The sequence below is a fragment of the Larsenimonas salina genome, assembly GCF_023736155.1.
Lineage (GTDB): Bacteria > Pseudomonadota > Gammaproteobacteria > Pseudomonadales > Halomonadaceae > Larsenimonas > Larsenimonas salina.
The window spans coordinates 1-17202 of record NZ_JAMLJJ010000010.1 but is presented as its reverse complement, the minus strand read 5'-3'; the positions used below and the strand labels follow the sequence as shown (position 1 = coordinate 17202).

The 17202-nt window shown below is 61.5% G+C and carries 15 protein-coding genes and 1 pseudogene; 6 read left to right on the top strand and 10 right to left on the bottom strand.

Features of this window, described 5'->3' with window-relative positions:
- Positions 1–2661, bottom strand: a complete 2661-nt coding sequence (aceE, locus tag NAT23_RS14055) for a pyruvate dehydrogenase (acetyl-transferring), homodimeric type (RefSeq protein ID WP_251929280.1) — start codon at positions 2659–2661, stop codon at positions 1–3.
- A 104-nt stretch (positions 2662–2765) separates the two neighbouring features.
- Between aceE and NAT23_RS14050 the strand changes: the two genes are divergently transcribed.
- From NAT23_RS14050 to NAT23_RS14040, 3 genes are all read left to right on the top strand, one after another.
- The gene (locus NAT23_RS14050) at positions 2766–3686 is read left to right on the top strand and encodes a LysR family transcriptional regulator (protein ID WP_251929279.1); all 921 of its coding nucleotides are present in this window, start codon (positions 2766–2768) and stop codon (positions 3684–3686) included.
- Between the two features lie 138 nt (positions 3687–3824).
- A complete protein-coding gene (locus tag NAT23_RS14045) occupies positions 3825–4088 on the top strand; it encodes an ArsR/SmtB family transcription factor (protein WP_286010058.1) in 264 nt (87 codons plus the stop codon).
- 35 nt (positions 4089–4123) lie between these two features.
- Complete coding sequence (locus NAT23_RS14040) at positions 4124–4477, top strand: hypothetical protein (protein WP_251929277.1); 354 nt, start codon at positions 4124–4126, stop codon at positions 4475–4477.
- 62 nt (positions 4478–4539) lie between these two features.
- Here NAT23_RS14040 and NAT23_RS14035 read toward each other — a convergent pair whose 3' ends face one another.
- Positions 4540–5592 carry a nickel/cobalt transporter gene (locus tag NAT23_RS14035; protein ID WP_251929276.1) on the bottom strand — a complete coding sequence of 351 codons (1053 nt, stop codon included), beginning with the start codon at positions 5590–5592 and terminating at the stop codon, positions 4540–4542.
- Positions 5580–6269, bottom strand: a complete 690-nt coding sequence (locus NAT23_RS14030; protein ID WP_251929275.1) for a DUF1007 family protein — start codon at positions 6267–6269, stop codon at positions 5580–5582. The genes NAT23_RS14035 and NAT23_RS14030 overlap by 13 nt, the downstream gene beginning before the upstream one ends.
- Positions 6270–6811: 542 nt before the next feature.
- Here NAT23_RS14030 and NAT23_RS14025 point away from each other — a divergent pair.
- From NAT23_RS14025 to NAT23_RS14015, 3 genes are all read left to right on the top strand, one after another.
- Positions 6812–8020, top strand: coding sequence for a tyrosine-type recombinase/integrase (locus NAT23_RS14025; protein ID WP_251929274.1), 1209 nt, complete (start codon positions 6812–6814; stop codon positions 8018–8020).
- A 128-nt stretch (positions 8021–8148) separates the two neighbouring features.
- Entirely contained in the window at positions 8149–9168 is a 1020-nt protein-coding gene (locus NAT23_RS14020) for an IS30 family transposase (RefSeq protein WP_433962205.1), read from the top strand.
- A 36-nt stretch (positions 9169–9204) separates the two neighbouring features.
- On the top strand, positions 9205–10164 hold the full coding sequence (locus tag NAT23_RS14015) for a LysR family transcriptional regulator (RefSeq protein WP_251929273.1): 960 nt from the start codon (positions 9205–9207) through the stop codon (positions 10162–10164).
- Positions 10165–10329: 165 nt separating this feature from the next.
- On the opposite strand, the gene NAT23_RS14855 is transcribed toward NAT23_RS14015, so the two are convergent.
- The 7 genes and pseudogenes from NAT23_RS14855 to NAT23_RS13985 all read right to left on the bottom strand — a co-directional run bounded on the left by NAT23_RS14855 (position 10330) and on the right by NAT23_RS13985 (position 16723).
- Positions 10330–10674, bottom strand: a complete 345-nt coding sequence (locus NAT23_RS14855) for a GFA family protein (protein WP_491015948.1) — start codon at positions 10672–10674, stop codon at positions 10330–10332.
- A 53-nt stretch (positions 10675–10727) separates the two neighbouring features.
- Complete coding sequence (locus NAT23_RS14010) at positions 10728–11090, bottom strand: cupin domain-containing protein (protein WP_251929272.1); 363 nt, start codon at positions 11088–11090, stop codon at positions 10728–10730.
- Positions 11091–11205: 115 nt separating this feature from the next.
- Positions 11206–12525: an NAD(P)/FAD-dependent oxidoreductase gene (locus tag NAT23_RS14005; RefSeq protein WP_251929271.1), complete on the bottom strand. Its 1320-nt coding sequence runs from the start codon at positions 12523–12525 to the stop codon at positions 11206–11208.
- A gap of 99 nt (positions 12526–12624) precedes the next feature.
- Positions 12625–13869 carry an FAD-dependent oxidoreductase gene (locus tag NAT23_RS14000; protein ID WP_251929318.1) on the bottom strand — a complete coding sequence of 415 codons (1245 nt, stop codon included), beginning with the start codon at positions 13867–13869 and terminating at the stop codon, positions 12625–12627.
- Positions 13858–14019, bottom strand: a pseudogene (locus NAT23_RS13995) (rubredoxin); the annotation flags it as partial. The gene NAT23_RS14000 and the pseudogene NAT23_RS13995, both read right to left, overlap by 12 nt.
- A 10-nt stretch (positions 14020–14029) precedes the next feature.
- Positions 14030–15472 carry an aldehyde dehydrogenase family protein gene (locus tag NAT23_RS13990; RefSeq protein ID WP_251929270.1) on the bottom strand — a complete coding sequence of 481 codons (1443 nt, stop codon included), beginning with the start codon at positions 15470–15472 and terminating at the stop codon, positions 14030–14032.
- A gap of 60 nt (positions 15473–15532) precedes the next feature.
- A complete protein-coding gene (locus NAT23_RS13985; protein WP_251929269.1) occupies positions 15533–16723 on the bottom strand; it encodes an aromatic ring-hydroxylating oxygenase subunit alpha in 1191 nt (396 codons plus the stop codon).
- Positions 16724–17202 lie beyond the last annotated feature (479 nt).

Sequence of the window (17202 nt, the reverse complement as noted above, 5' to 3'; positions counted from 1 at the left end):
TCAGCAGGAAAGCGGGGATGGCTTGTCGGCAACCATCGAGAACGCCGTGCGTGCGCGCTCTAAAAGCTCGTGCGAGATGTCGCCGCGTCGATAAAGGGCATCCACGGCGATGAAGGCCGCATGAAAACGATCCACTTCGAAAAACTGCCTGAGCGTTTCTCGAGTATCCGAGCGCCCGAACCCATCGGTGCCTAGCACGTAATACTCACCGGGCACCCACGCTCGAATCTGGTCGGCGTAGAGCTTTAAATAATCGGTCACGGCAATCACCGGGCCATTGTGCGCTTCAAGCTGCTGCGTTACCCACGGCGCCTCGAGCGAGGCATTGGGCGAACGCAATCGGTGCCGGTCGTGCTCCAATCCCTCGCGGCGAAGTTCGTTGAAGCTGGTCACGCTCCAGACATTGGCCGAAATACCCAGCTCGGCCAGCAACTCAGCCGCCGCCTCGGCCTCGCGCAGCAAGGTGCCTGAGCCCATCAATTGAACGGTTGGCGTATCAACCGGGGCACATGCCTTCAACAGATATATGCCTCGAATGATGCCTTCCTCGCAGCCTTCCGGCATCGGGGGGTGGGCGTAGGTTTCGTTCATCACGGTCAGGTAATAAAACCGCTCATTGCCGTGTTCGAACATGTCCTTGAGACCGTGCTGAACGATGACCGCGATCTCATGGGCGTATGTTGGGTCGTAGCTGCGGCAGTTGGGAATGGCCGCGGCGCTTAGATGACTGTGCCCGTCCTGATGCTGCAACCCTTCGCCATTGATGGTGGTGCGTCCGGCCGTCCCGCCGACCAGAAATCCCCGAGCCAGCATATCACCGGCGGCCCAGGCCAGATCGCCCACCCGCTGGAACCCGAACATGGCGTAGAAGATGTAAAACGGAATCAAGGTGGCATCGTGATTGGCCTCGGCCGTGGCGGCAGCGATCCAGGAGGCCATCGCACCCGATTCGGTAATGCCCTCTTCCAGAATCTGGCCGCGCTGATCCTCACGGTAAGACATGAGCTGCCCCGCGTCGGCCGGTCGATATTTCTGACCTTCGGACGCATAGATGCCGACCTGCCGAAAGAGTCCTTCCATGCCGAAGGTGCGCGCCTCGTCAGGCACGATCGGAACAAGGCTCGGCCCCAGCGCCTTGTGCTTGATCAACCCACTCAATACGCGCACGAACGCCATGGTGGTCGAGACCGCGCGCTCGTTGGAGCCTTTCAGCTGGCTGGCAAAGGCCTTGTCGGTCAACGGCGGAATCTCGAGCGTGCGACGGGCGGCGCGGCGCGTTGGCAGCGCCCCACCCAGCAGGGTTCTTCGCGCCATGAGGTAGTGACGCTCCGGGGCATCCGCCGCCGGCCGGTAATACGGCATGCCCTGCTCGAGCTCTGTGTCCTCGATTGGAAGAGCCAGTCGATCACGAAGTGCCCGGCGCCCACCGACGGAGAGCGTCTTGATGTTATGCGCTTCCATGTCGGCCTCGCCGTTTTCAGGGCCCATGCCGTAGCCCTTGACGGTATGGGCCAGAATGACGGTGGGTCGGCCATTATCGCTCTCGGTCGCTTGCTTATAGGCGGCATGGATTTTTTTCGGATCATGCCCCCCTCGCTTGAGTTGCGCGATGGCCTCATCCGACAACGCCGCCGTTCGCTCACTGAGCGTCGGCGATTTTCCGAAAAGATGCGTGCGCGTGTAGGCCGCCCCCTGGGCCTTGAAGCTCTGGTATTCGCCATCGACGGTGGTATCGAGGCAGTGCTGCAAGGCCCCGTCGTGGTCGGCGGCGAACAGCGGGTCCCACTCACTGCCCCACACGATTTTGATAACGTTCCAGCCGCTGCCCCGAAAGGTGCGTTCCAGTTCATCCATCACCCGATCATTGCCACGTACAGGCCCGTCGAGGCGCTGAAGGTTGCAGTTGACCACGAAAATCAGATGCCCCAGCCGCTCTCGGCTGGCAAGCGGGAGCGCACCCAATGTCTCCACCTCATCGCATTCGCCATCGCCCAGAAACGCCCAGACCTTGCGGTCCTCGAGTGGCGTTATGCCGCGATGATCCAGATAGCGCATCAACCGCGCCTGATAGATGGCCTGTATCGGCCCGAGCCCCATGGAAACGGTCGAGAACTGCCAGTATTCCGGCATCAGATACGGGTGCGGGTAGGACGACAGCCCACCGCCGCCCACCTCTTGGCGGAAGCGATCAAGCATAGACTCATCGAGGCGGCCTTCTAGAAAGGAGCGGCTGTAGATGCCGGGGGCGATGTGGCCCTGAAAATACACCAGATCACCGCCATGATCAGGGCTTGGCGCACGAAAGAAATGATTGAACCCCACCTCGTACAGAGTGCAGCTCGACATGAAACTCGCCAGATGCCCACCCAGGCTTTTATCGTACTGATTGGCCCGCACCACCATGGCAATGCTGTTCCAGCGAATTGCCGCACGCAGCCTGGATTCAAGCGCTAAATCGCCCGGGTAGGCCGGCTCCTGCGCCACCGGAATCGAATTGCGGTGCGGCGAATGCAGCTCAGTTGGCTCACCCCCCTGACGCATCGATTCCTCCGAGAGCATCTTGAGCACACGACGCGCTTCATCGTGGCCCTCGAAATGAATCAAGGAGCGCAACGCTTCCTGCCATTCCTGGTGCCCACTTTCTACGTACCGCTCAGCCATCTCTTGTTCTCCTGGTCCGTTCCAACGTCCCAAGACGCTAAGGTTGACCGGCCACGCCGACAATCCTAGTTTTCGAGAAACACCTTCCCTAAAACGAGAAAAACTTGAACCTCAATCACTTGAAGCTCTTTCTGGCAGTGGCCGAGCAGGAATCGATTCTGGCCGCATCGAAGATACTAGGCATCCCCAACTCCACCCTTGCCCGCCAACTGAAAGCGTTCGAACGCCAGCTCGGTCAGCAACTGATTCTTCGAAGCACGCGGCACTTGAGGCTGACGGCAGAAGGCCGAGCGCTGGCCGAACGCGCGCGCCCATTGATCGAGGAACTTGAAGACCTCGGCAACGACGTCAAGAGTCATCAGGGCACACTCAGCGGCACCCTGACGGTCGCGATTCCGTCGGAATTCGGTGTGACATGGCTCAATGGCTGCATTGCGCAGTTCACCAAGGCGCATCCGAGCCTTGAGCTTGAATGCATTACCAGCATGGCGCCGCTGGACCCGGTTCGGCGTGACGTCCATGTGTCGATCGCCTACCACCGGGGCGACAAGGCCGACAGTACTCAAGTGATTCGACCGCTTCTGACCATGAAAAGCTCGGTGGTGGTCGCGCCATCCCTTCTGGGCGATCGCTCACCGCCAGCCACGATCAAGGCCCTGGCTGGAGAGCCCTGCATTTCGACGTTGACCGCGCTCAAGGCCAATCCCTGGGTGTTTCTCGATGACAGGGGGCAGGCTGTAACGCTTCGAACGACCAGCCGCTACCGGGTCGACAGCAGCCAGATGCTGATCTCGGGTGCCGTGGCCGGCATCGGTTACGCCATCATTCCCACCGCGTTTTGCGAGCCGTATCTGGCCACGGGAGAACTGATCGAGCTGACGCTTGATCACACCCCGGCCCCGCTTGAAATCGTTGCGATCTACCCCGATCGCAACGGCATCTCGACGCGTACCCGCGCCTTTGTCGATCTGATCGAGGCCGAGCTCAAACAAACGGTCGGCGCGGTCAAGGCGGCAGGGGCTTGACGCTGACGCAAAACACTCTATCATTCCATGAAATCTTGGAATGAGGGTGCTTGAGCATTGAAAACCAAATGCACACATGACACAGCGACCCTTGTCGATATCGAGTGCGGCCCAGATCAGCTGACCGCAGCGGCCGCCATGTGCCACGCCATGAGCGACCCTGCCCGGCTTCGCTTGCTGCTTTGGTTGAGCCAGCGCGAGATGTGTGTGTCTGAACTGGTTGAGCTCGAACAGGCCAAGGTCAGCAGCATCTCGGCACGCCTTAAAACGCTGTACGCCGGCCGCCTGGTGTCTCGGCGCCGTGAGGCCAAGCACATTTACTACGCCCTCGCCGACGACCATGTCCGTGTTCTATTGAACAACATCGTCGGCCATGCGGCCGAAGAAGTCACACCGCACTAACGCGGTCGATATATTCGTCAATCAAGGAGTCATACATGTCTACCTGCGATCAATCTCAGCACGGCAACCACCCTCACCAGCATGGCGACCAGTGTGGTCATACCGCCATTCGCCATGAAGACCACGTGGATTATCTGCACGACGGTCACCTTCATCATCCTCATGGCGACCACGTCGATGAGCACGTGATCGAAGAATCCGAAACCAACCCAAATACCTGCACACCTGCCCATGAGTGCTCAGGTCACGATGCCGACCACGTGCATGGCCCGGGCTGCGGTCATGAAGCCGTCCCCCATGGGGACCATGTCGATTATCTGGTTGACGGTCACTTGCATCACCCCCATGGCGACCACTGCGACAATCACGGCCCGATCACGCTGGCGTAACGGTCATCGGTATCGGTTCCGGCGTACTTGACGGTTACCGCGCAAACGCAAAAAGCGGCTGTTCAGCCGCTTTTCATTACTCCCCCACCGCGCGTTTCAGGGCTTCCAAGCAAAGGGGGCGCCTCACTGGACGTGCTCTGCCACTTGGCAAGCGTCAACGAAAGACCAAGCGCAAGAATCAGTGCGCCGCCCGCCAGACTAATCCAGGCCGCCCAAGGCCTTCGATGCCTGGTTGGCCGCATATGACGTGAAACCCAGTCGCGGGCAACCACGCTCAATAGCGCAAGGGCTGTTACGGTCAGCGCGGTTCCAAGCGACATCGCAAACACCGCAATCACACCCTTCCCGAACTGATCGAGCAGCGCCGCTGCGCCCAAAAGCAACACGGCGCCACTGCAGGGTCGAACCCCGATCGACAGCACGGTCAGTAGCGCCACGCGCCAGTCACGGGCGGTATCCGGGCTAATGTGGTGTTCGTGGCCGCAGCCGCACTGAGTACCGTGGCGATCTTCCGGCGTTGAAGGCGTAAATACCAACGAGCCGGACGCGGGCGACACAAGACTCGAAATGGGCCGATCACGTTCGGTGGCGGCCTTATCTGAGGTCGCGGCACGTCGCAGACGAATCACCGAACGGCAGCAGAGCCACACGCCAACCAGTGTCACCATCAGAAAGCTTGCAAGCTCGGCGTGTTCGACACTGCCCATCGCCTCTCTCGTTAACCACCCGAGCCCGAACACCAATACGGCAATCAAGAGCACCGCCGTAAGCCCCTGTAGCAGGGAGGCCATGGCCGACAGCCCGAGCGCTCGCCGCCACGCCCCGCCCTGGGAGGCCAGATACGTGCTCAGAACGATCTTGCCATGCCCTGGCCCCGCTGCATGAAACACCCCGTACCCGAAACTGACGCCCAGAAGCGCACTCCACGTGGTCACATCCGGGGCATGCTCGAGCGCCGAAATCGCATCGACCAGCGCATGATAGAGCCGGCCCTGCCACACGACGATATGCACGACCATCTGGTGGTGCCAGCCCGAGACGTAGCCCACCACGCCGAGTGCGATCAACACGAAAAGCGGCCCCCAAAACGCGGCCTTCACGCTCATCCGGGGCATGCAATCTCTCCCGTCTCTGCAAAGAAACGCCCCAGATCCGGCTCGCCCTGCTGCGTTCGATCAAGCATCGCGGCTTCGGCCACTTTCTTAGGGTCTGGCGTCGCCTCGATGATGTTTGTCGTGCAGCCCTTGGGGGCATCACGAAGCTGCAACGCAGAAGGCAGGGGTTCAGTGCCCTGCTCGTTGGCCTCGTGCAGCATCTCGATGTAATAGGTCGGGTCGAACACCTGATAGCGGAAGGTGTGGCCCGCCAGACTGAGCGGCGCAGCAAGCGGAAGCGTGAAGCTGAACACCAGACGCCGGTCGCGGTAGCGGGTCGTCATCTCGGTCACCGGGGCCTGCGCGACGGCGCGCCCGTCCAGGCGCATCTGGGTAAGGTTATGCTGTCGCGCGAGGTTATCGCGTATCTCGACGCCAAGTGCGTCAAGACGCGCCTCCAGAGACGCCGCCTCTGCCTCACGCTGGATATCCTCCATCAGCACCTGACTGTAGAGCGGGTCCATCCGCCAATGTTGATTCAGCGCCGTCAGCCGGCCCTGAGCGTCAAAGACACCCTCGACGCTGATATCGACCCAGCCATGGGGATGAGCCGCAGCAGCAAGCGGAAAGGCACTCCACACACATGCGGCAAGTACCGCGCGCCAACACGCGCGCCTGAGGCTAGAAACACGTTTCAAGTCATTCCCTCGATGATGTTCGGAGTCGATCAATAATGGCGCAGGCCCTGGCCTGGGCTTGGTTCAATCAGCAAGGCACACGCGTCTATTACTTCAAACTCAATGGAACGGCTTCGCACTACTTATTTTGTAAAGAAGTCATGATGTCAGGCGGGCCTGCAGCGCCACAGGGAAGGTTATATCAAAACGCAAAAGCACGAGCATCCGGCCGTCGCGTGCCCACTCGCCGAAAAACGTCAGCAAAAAAACGTACGATATACCACGCCCTTGAACCAAACAGACTCATTAACCATTTTTTGAAGGCATAAAAAAAGCCAGCTCAAATGAGCTGGCTTTTTAAATTCTGTGGCGGAGGGGGATTCCGCTTAGTTAGCATACAAGAAAGTCCAGACAAGCCCTCTTAACCATTGTTCTAACAATATTTTTTTCCTTATCCGTCCAGAGGCATCCAAATATGTATCGCTGATTGCAGAATCAAAGTATGGGCTGGAGTATGGGCCAGGGTATGGTACGCTGATCCCCACGACAACGAGGAGGCGGCCATGGGCAAGCTCACCACACGTGGGGTACAGAAACTGGTCAGGGAGGCCAAGCCCGGGTTGACCAATGATGGCGAGGGCCTGTATCTCAAGATCGGCAAGAAGGGAGGAGCAAGCTGGATCTATCGGTTCCGGCGCAATGGCAAGCTTCGCGACATGGGCCTCGGTAGCTACTCGGACGTCAGCCTTGCTGAGGCGCGTGAGCGTGCCGGCAAGAACCGTAGCCTGGTCAAGGAGGGCCTTGACCCTCTTGAGGCAAAGGTAGAGGAAGAGCAAGCAGACGAGACGACTCCCACCTTCACCAGCTGTGCCGCTCGCTACATCAAATCTCACCGCCGCAGCTGGCGAAACGCCAAGCACGCGCGGCAGTGGGTCAGCACACTCAAGGCTTATGCCCGACCGGTGATCGGTTCCATGCCGGTCGATGAAGTTACCACCCAGGACGTCCTGAAGATCTTGTCGCCGATCTGGACAGGCAAGACCGAGACGGCCAAGCGCGTGCAAGGACGTATTGAGAACGTTCTCGACTACGCCGCAGCGCACAGCTACCGGGACCCCGTAAATCCTGCCCGCTGGCGTGGTCACCTCGATAAGCTGTTGGCAAAGCCGGCAAGGGTCAAGAAGGTGACCCACCACCCTGCCATGCCCTACGACGATGTCGCTGCCTTCATGGCCGAGCTTCAGGGCTATACCAGCATGTCCTCCAGGGCACTGCAGTTCCTGATCTTCACAGCTACGCGCACTTCAGAGGTCCTGGGCGCTGATTGGATGGAGATCGACCTCGACAATGAAACCTGGACGATCCCAGCTGACCGAATGAAGGCACGCCGCGAACACCGTGTGCCGCTGTCACGGCAAGCGGTGGAGCTCTTGGCCCAGCTGCCGAAGGTGCAGGGCAATACACACGTCTTCCCCGGCGCTCGTCAGGGTCGTCCCCTCTCCAACATGGCCATGCTGCAGCTGATGCGCGGCATGGGCTATGGCGTCGGTGGCGAGCGTGGCGACTACGTACCCCACGGCTTCCGCTCGAGCTTTCGCGACTGGACGGGCGAAGTCACCAGCTATCCCCGCGACGTCGCGGAGATGGCTCTTGCTCACACCATCGAGAACAAGGTGGAGGCAGCTTACCGCCGTGGCGACCTTTTCGAGAAGCGAAGGGCGATGATGCAAGAATGGGCAGACTTCATCTGTTGTGGGCCCTCACAAACATAGGCAATCGAGGTCACCGAATAGTAAGTGATCCCCCGGCAAAGCCGGGGGATTAACTTATTTATAACACCTCTATCAGGGCGGTCTCAATGACCAAGTGCAACACGTGACCCATCAGGTACGGTGTTGCTATGACTCACTGCTATCGCCACCTCTCTGCTGAAGACCGAGCCGCCATCATGGTGATGCGAGCCACTCATTCGATCCGGGCCATCGCCACTCACCTGGGCCGTGCACCGAGCACCGTGTCGCGAGAAATCGCCCGCAACACGGTTGATCCGATCAAGGGCTACGATGCCGGCCTGGCGGGCTACCGGGCTCGTCTGACGCGACATCGGCCACGTCAGCGTCCCAAGCTGCACCCCGACGGGGAGCTCTTCGAGGTGGTGGTCTACCTGCTGCGCAAGTACTGGTCACCGGAACAGATAGCCCGCACACTGAAGCGCATGTCTCCCAACGATTCACATCGACGGGTCTCACATGAGGCCATCTACAATGCGCTCTATGTGATGTCCCGCGGCAGCCTCAAGAAAGAGCTCATCGCCTGTCTTCGCCAGGGCAATGGCAAGCGCCGGCCGCGCAGCCGTGGCAAGGATCGACGCCAGCAGATTCCCGAGCTGGTCAGCATCCACATGCGGCCGCCTGAGATCGAAGATCGCCTGATGCCTGGCCACTGGGAGGGCGACCTTATCATGGGCGCCAACAATCGCTCTGCCGTCGGTACGCTGGTGGAACGCATCACGCGCCTGGTGATCTTGGCGAAAGTGGATGGCACTACCGCCACAGCGGCGGCCGTTGGCTTCAGCGACAAGCTCAATGAGGTGCCGCGAGCTCTGCGCCTGTCCATGACGTACGACCAAAGCAGAGAGATGGTGAAGCATGCCGAGATCACGCAGAAGACCGGTACAGCGATCTACTTCGCTGACCCGCATAGCCCATGGCAACGAGGCTCCAATGAGAATACCAACGGGCTGTTGCGGCAGTACCTGCCAAAGGGCACGGATCTGTCGGTCTACAGCCAGGAAGAACTCGACGAGATCGCTGACTCACTGAACACCCGGCCGCGCAAGACACTGGACTGGCGAACGCCGCTGGAAGTTTACGCCGAGGTGCTCAAGAAATCCGTCGCTGGTCCGAGCACCCTTCAATAGCGTTGCACTTAGAACTTGAGACCGCCGGCCGCAACCATGCGCTACCAACTGCCATTCGATGCCAAAGCCTTGGCGATCTTCGTTGCCGTCGTCGACACCCGCAGCATGTCGGATGCGGCCAAGAAGTTGGCGATGACCCAGTCCGCCATTTCCCAGGCGGTGAAGATGCTCGAGACCGAGCTCGGGGTGACGCTGCTCGACCGGAGCATGAGACCCATGCACGTCACGGTCGCCGGCAACGCCGTCTACAACAGCGCCAGTTGCTGGTTGTCAGAGATGACAGCGCTGAGAAACCAGCTGTGTACCGGCAGCACCAAGCGCTTGCCTCTGCTGCGCTGCGGGTTGGTAGACTCCTTCGCATCGACGGGCGGGCCTTCGCTGATCAAGAACATCGCGGATCGTGCCGAGAACCTTAGCGTGATTTCAGGCGTATCGCCGATCATGTGGGAGGGAATCCGGAACCGGGACCTCGATCTCGCCATCACCATGCCGCCACCAGCACCAATCCCCGGAGTATCCCAGTTTCCGTTGCTTCAGGAAGCCTACGTCCTGGCCTTACCGAAGAGCTTCAATGCGGAATACAAGGAGCTAAAAACCCTAGTTCAGTCGCTGGCCTTTATTCGCTATTCCGGGCGCACGCCCAGCGGCACCGAGGCGGAGAATTACCTGAAGTGGCTGCGGCTGCAGCCGGGGCCTGGACTCGAGTTTGATACCGCCGATGCGGTCCTTTCGATGGTGGCCTCGGGTCTGGGCTGGACCATGACGACTCCCTTGTGTCTGTTGCAGGCCAAGAGCCACCTCGCCCGTGTGAAATGTGAGCCGCTTCCGGGCCCAGCAGTATATCGCCAACTGGTCATCATGTGCCGCACGGGCGAGCTGGGAAAACTGCCAGAGGAGATTGCCTCCATCGCCAAGAGCATCCTTAGGGATGAGGCTTTTCAGGAGCTTTCAGAGTATGCTCCCTGGTTGCGGGAGGAGAATTTCCGTTTTGAGTAGTGGTAGTAATAATAGACTTGAGCTATAGGAGACGGCTTCCACGCTGTTCTCTATCGCCGTTATCAAGGCAAAAAGTATCGATCACCGGGGCCGTTACCTGTGATGGCCCCTAGGGCCCTCTCTCGCATTTCGCTACCTTATCCTCAGTCATAGCATAACGGGCTCCTACATCAGGTTCCGCCCCGGGTAGGGGGTGATGATCAAGGTCTCGGTACGGGCATCCTCGAAACAACGTACATTCACGCAGTAGCGTTCCGGGGCCTGGCGGGGACGGCGCAGCGGTGCGATACCGCAGAAGCGGCAGAAATAGTGCCGAGCCTCACCACTTCCCCATCGATAAGTTGCGAGACTATCGAGCCGGGCGTGAATGGCGACTTGCCTCTCGTCCACGATCCAATGCAGAAAGCCCGCCATTCGGCAGATGGAGCAGTCACATTCCATTGCCTCGACGAGGTCTCCCTCAACGTCGAGACGAATAGCGCCGCAGTGGCGCGAACCTTTGAAATGCATTCTGGCGCCCTTGTCGAGAGGCCTTATCCCAGGTGCCGCCGTCGGTGGCGGGTTTACTCCATTCCGTGCAGCGCCTTCCAATTGCCCGGATAGAGGGCGTATCCGAACAGTGCATGGCCTCCGTAGACCAGTTCGGTGCCTTCGGGAATCCACAGCATCTGCCCGGGTGCAATGCGATGAGTCTCGCCGGCGGCGGTGACCTCGAGCTCGCCCTCGATGACGAAGACCACCTCGTCGTAAAGCACCGTCCAGGCCACTTCGGCACCCTCCCAGCGGGCGAAACCGGCGCCCATTGTCTCGCTCAGAGCGGTGTCCACGGTACGGCCGATCTCGGCATGCCCGGGCGGACCTCCGCGGTGGCGAAAGGACGTGTAACGGTGGTCGAACTTGATGGCGCGGATAGGGGTATCGCTCACAGTAGCTTCCTGGTCAGAAATAGAATGCGTGAGGAGGTGCTGATTCATGTCGCGAGCGATGGAAGGCGGGGTGCCATCCGAACGTAACAATACACCAGCGTGTCCTCCCTAGAGCCTAGAGTTCGCTGCGACTCGCCCAGGCCGCCTGCTTCATCCGTGTCTTCACGCCGAGGCTCAAAAAGGGCTCCGGAGGATTGAGCGCCGGCGTGCCGGAGACCGCCAGCATGTCGGCGAGCTGACTGGAGTCCTGGCCGGTGGCCAATTCCGCCAGCAGCTTGCCGGAGATGGTGCCCCGTGCCGCACCGACGCTCTGATGGACGCCGGACATCCAGGCGTTGTCGCCGACCTTGCCGAAGAAGGCCGTGTAGTTGCGCGACAACCCGCAGGCCCCGCCCCAGGTAGCCTCGAACGGCACATGAGCCAGTGTCGGGTAACGAGCCTCGAAGGACTCGCGATGTCCCTGGCGAATGCGGGTGCGTTCGGACAGGTCGTCGTGATAACGCGGCACGAAGCGGTACTGGTTGCGCACGATCAACCGCCTATCTGGGGTCAGGCGCACCGTGGTGCCGGCATGGTCGGCGGGGGTCAGGCCGAAGTGATGCGGGGCCGCGGCGAACAGCGCCATCTCGGAGTCGCTGAGCGCACGCGTCATGCTGGCGAAGGTCATGACCGGAAGCATGCGATGCCTGAGGAAACCGAACTCCTGGGAATAGATATTGGAGCCCAGCAGAAGGTTGGTGGCGCGCACTTCGCCTTCCGGTGTTGTCGCACACCAATGGCCGCCAGAATGAGTCAAGTTAACCACCGGCGTATGCTCATAGAGCTCAACGTTGTCTGGTAGCGTCGCGCCCAGGCCCCGCACCAGGGCGGCAGGCTGCATCAGGGCAGTGTTGGCGGTATAGATGGCCGAGGCGTAGTGCCGGGTACCGAGGATCGGCGTCAGCTCGTCGCGGTTCAGGCGCCGGTAGGGGTAGTCGAAGTCGCGCAGCAGGGACTCATAGTGGTCGAGATACTTGAGCCCCCGCTCGCCGACTGCCCCCTGGTACTTGCCGGCCCGGGACCAGCCGCACTCGATGTCGTGACAGCGCACCAGGGTCTCGAGATCATCTACCGCGCCGCGGTTGAGCGACAGCAGCTTGTGCTTGCGTTCGAGGTCGTCACCCTCGAGGTCGCGCTTGTGGGGCAGATCGATGACGAAACCGGTATTGCGCCCCGAGGCGCCCTGCCCCACCCGCAGGGCCTCCAGAAGCACCACCCGCTCACCGGGGCGCAGCTCGGCGACGCGCCGCGCTGCGGCCAAGCCGGTGAAGCCGGCGCCGATCACCAGCCAGTCGGCTCGCTCGCCGGTATTGAGCCGACGGGCAGGCGCCGGCGCCTCCAGCTGCTGGTACCAGCCGTTGCACTTGTCGTCACGGGGAATCGTGGCTTGTGACATTTTGGACCTCTGCCGCGCCGTAACGCGACGTCATCGCCGGGTGCCCCCGGCGGTTGGGAAAGTAGGCGACGCCAGGAAGGCGCCGCGTGTTCGGCCGATTCATGCCGCCTGTGACTGACCGCAGGCCTTCACCCACTCGCTGCGTCTCGCCATGGCCGCTTCCCCCACCAAGGCGAAGCCCTGCAGTCGACCACCGGCGTCATAAGCACCGGCCTCGATGCCATCGCTGGTCTCCGTGACCTGCCAGTGCACTTCGCCGAGCGGCACCACCACGCAGACCGGGGCAGCCGGCGTCTTGACCATCACCGGCATCACCGGATAGCTGACCGCCGTCGGCTCGCCCGTGAGCGTAGCCGCCAGGGCACGTAACCCGGCATTGATCGGCGCGAGATAGGGCAGCAGCTGACCATCGATCTCTATAGCATCGCCCAGGGCGAAGACATCCGGCAGCGAAGTGGCGAGCCGATCGTCGACGCGAATGCCACGTCCGCAGTCGATACCGGCCGCTTGGGCCAGTTCGATATTGGGCAGAAGCCCAACGGCGCTGATCACCAGATCCGCCTCGAGCTCCTCGCCATCGGTCAGGGTCAGCCGATAGCCGTCAGCCTCAGCGGTGACGCTTGCCGCGGATCGCTCCAGGTGCCAGCCCACACCGAGCCCGGTGAGCGACGCACGCAGCACTTCGCTTCCTGCCTCGGGCAGCAGCCGTGGCAGCGGGCGTTCCGCCAGCCCGACCACTTCGACGCCGTGACCGGCTTGGGCCAGATCGTTGGCAAATTCACAGCCAATCAGGCCGTCACCGATGATCACGATCCGAGCCTTGCGGCCCAGAGTCTCGAGACGCTCACGCATGACGGCATAATCACCGCGATCGTTGACCGAGAGCAGTGCCTCGGATGCCCCCTCCACCGGGATACGGATCGGGCTAGCGCCGGTGGCCAGCACCAACTGACCGTAGTCCAGCTCGCCGAGCCGGGTGACGAGCCGCTTGGCCTCGGCATCGATGCGGCTCACCGGGCAGTAGGCATGCACCCGAATGTTCAGGCGGCGCTCGATGGCCAGCGCCGACTCGTCGAGCAGTGCTTCGACATCCTTGTCCAGGGCAAAGGCATTGGACAATGCCGGCTTGGAGTAAAGACCGCCGTCATCAGCGGTGATCACATGGATCTCGTGTTCGGCATCGCGGGCCCGCACCGCTTCGGCCAGCCCATAGCCGGCATGGCCGCTGCCGACGATCACCAGCGGGCCGGCCGGCAGAGTCGCCTGAGCCGGTTCCGACACGGCGTCCGCCAACAGCGTTGATGCCGGTGCGGCCGCCGGGGCGTCATCGGTAATCTCGATCATCTCGAAATCCGCCTTGCCCACGCCGCAGTCAGGGCACAGCCAATCATCTGGCACGTCTTCCCAACGGGTCCCCGGCGCGATGCCATCGCTCGGCCAGCCCTGGGCCTCGTCGTAGATGAGGCCGCAGATGATGCACAGCCACTTCTTCATCGGAAACTCCTCACTCGCCCTTGACGCGCACGGCGATGTTGCGGGTCTGCACGTAGCTGTAGAGCGCCTCCTGCCCCTTCTCACGGCCAAAGCCGGACAGGCCGACGCCACCGAAGGGCGTTTCCACGCCACCGGCGAACCACTCATTGATGAACACCTGGCCGCCACGCAGGCGGCGTGCGGTGCGCAGTGCACGGTCGAGGCGAGTGTCGAAAACGCCGGCCACCAGGCCGAACTCGGTGCCATTGGCCAGCTCGACGGCTTCGTCTTCACTGTCGAACGGATGGATCACCAGCACCGGACCAAAGACCTCCTCCTGGAAGATCTCGCTGTCCACGGCGACGTCGGCGAACAGCGTCGGCTGCATGAAGTAACCACTGGAGCCGGACACTCGTTCGCCGCCGGTCACGCAGGTCGCCCCGGCCTCAATGGCCCGGTGGCACATGGCCTCGACCTGTTCCAGCTGCGACCGGGAGACCAGCGGCGTCAACTCCGGATTATCGACGCCGGGACCGATGGACAGCCCTTCCGCCATCTCTCGGGCACGAGCAACGACTTCGTCGTAGCGCGAACGGTGTACCAGCAACCGCGACATGGCCGAGCAGACCTGGCCGGCGTTGAAGAAGATACCCGCCTTGACGCTGTCGATGACCTGCTCGATGTCGGCATCGGCATGGACGATGGCCGCAGACTTGCCCCCCAGCTCCATCACGCTCGGCGTGGCACGCTCGGCGGCATCGCGCAGGATACGCTGACCGGTCGGTACCGAGCCGGTGAAGACGATCTGATTGGCATCGCGATGCTTGACCAGATGGGAGCCGATCACCGAGCCCTTGCCGCACAGCAGGTTGACGGCGCCCTTCGGCAGGCCAGCGCGTTCGCAGGCGGTCATCAGGAAAGTCATCGCCAGCGGCGAGATCTCCGGCGACTTGATCACCACGGCATTGCCGGCGGCCAGGGCCGGGGCCAGCGAGCGAGCACAGATCGATGGCGGGAAGTTCCAGGGCACGATCTGTACCGAGACGCCCATCGGTTCGTAGCTGGTGAAGTCGACGTAGTCGTCGCCCAACGGGATCGAGGTGCCTTCGATCTTGTCGGCCATGCCTGCGTAGTACTCGAAGTACCGCGCGGCCTCTTCGAACTCGCCGCGGGCCACCTCCAACGACTTGCCGTTCTCGCGGCACAGCACCAGGGCGGCAGCATCGGTCAGCGCCTTGATCTCCTCGGCGATGGCCAGCAGCCAGGTCACGCGCTGGGCCGGGCGCACCGCGCTCAGCGACCCATCATCCACGCAGCGTCGGGCCGCGGCCATGGCGGCATCGGCGTCCTCGATACCGGCCTCGGCGATCTCGGCGTAGGGTTCATCGGTGGCCGGATCGGACACCACCAGCCAGTGATCAGCGCCCTTCCAGGCGCCATCGATATAGTTGTAGTAGCGGTCGAGCGTGCTCATCAGGGATGACTCCGGAAACATCGTGGTCGGACTAAAGCCTTATCGTTGAGGACGCGAGCCTCAGGCGGCCTCGGCGTCGCCGCGCACACGACGGGCGACCCACTGGTGGAAGAAATGGGTCGGGTGGTCCAGCACCGGCGAGAAGACGCCGCCCTGGAAGCCCGGCGACTGGCGGCCACGCTGCATGCCCTCGACGGCGGCGATATCCTCGCCGAACACCACCCGCCAGGACTCCAGGGTCGAGGTCCGGCAGGCCGCATAGGCGTCCCGCGTCGCCTCATCGCCGACGTAGTAGACGCGCAGATGCTCGATGGTCTGTCCGGCGGATACCGGTTCGAGCATCATGGCGAAGGCATGGTCCACCTGAATGCCAAGCAGCACGTTGGGGAAGAACGAGACGTACTCGGCGTGCTCCATCTTGTCCTGCGGCCATGAAGGGAACCTGGGCAGCCGGGTGCCGGCCACGTCGGAGAGGCGGTAGGCCAGGCTACCCTGCCCGGAGAAATGCTCGCCGAACTGGATGTTGTAGTGGTCCTCGAGGCGTGAGTAGGTGTTCAGGCTCGGGTGGACCCAAGGCAGGTGATAGCTCTCGCAGTAGTTCTCCACCGCCAGTTTCCAGTTGGAATTGACGGTGATGTCGAGGTTGCCGCCCATATTGACGCGACGCAGCAGGTCAAAGCCGTCGGCGCCGATGAAGTCGCGCCAGCGGTTCTCCAGCGGGGCCACGTGCTCGGCGAACTCGGGGGCCTGGCCATCGAGGTTGATGAACACCATGTCCATCCATACCGCGCTACGAATCGGCTTGAGGCCGTGCTTTTCGCACTGGAAGCCGTCGACCTTGTGCTGGCCGACGCCGCCGATATGCGGCGTGCCACGCAGATTGCCGTTGAGGTCATAGGTCCAGGAGTGGTAAGGGCAGCGGATCACGCCCTGCACCTCGCCCTCCTCGGCGACCAGCTGCATGCCTCGATGACTGCAGACGTTATGGAAGACCTGGGTCTCGCCATCCTTGTTACGCATCATCAGCAGCGGCAGACCCATGAAGTCGACCGGTTTGACATAGCCGTTCTTGGCCAGATCGCTGGCGAAGCCGACGCAGGCCCAGGTGCTGGCCATCACACGATCGCGCTCTTCGTGGAAGAAGGCCTCGCTGGTATAGGCAGCGTTCGGCATGCCGGTGGCTTGGTCGATCGGGGCGAGCACCTCGTCGAGCTGCTGAGCGGGGATCAGGGCTTGAGTCAGGTCGGTCATGGTTGGCGTCCTCACGGTAAGCGGGCGTTGATGTTTTGTTTTGGCCCTAGCCGGGGATCCGGCTGGTGGAGGGCGAGTCTGGGGGCTACGCCAAGAATGCGACAATCGATGTTTCCACATCTTTTGATGACAAAAAGTCATCTATTAGACGAATGGATAAAATGATTATTTTCAGTTATTGTCGAATTCTTCTCGGAAAAACATCGCATTATCGACCCCCTATAAGATGACAAAACATCATCTATAGATGATAAAAAATGCGTTGTTCGCCACTCTCGCTCCCCTCAGTCTGCGCAGCGGGCCGCCGCGCCCCGTCTCCCCGACGCCGACATGAGCAATAACAACCGAGAGTGACGCCATGCGATCCGAGAGTGGCCTATTAAAGGGGCTCAACCCCACCGTAACCATCGCGTCGAAGATACTGGTCATCGGTTTCGTGACCTTTTGCGCCATCATGGCCGACCAGGCCGGCGTGATCT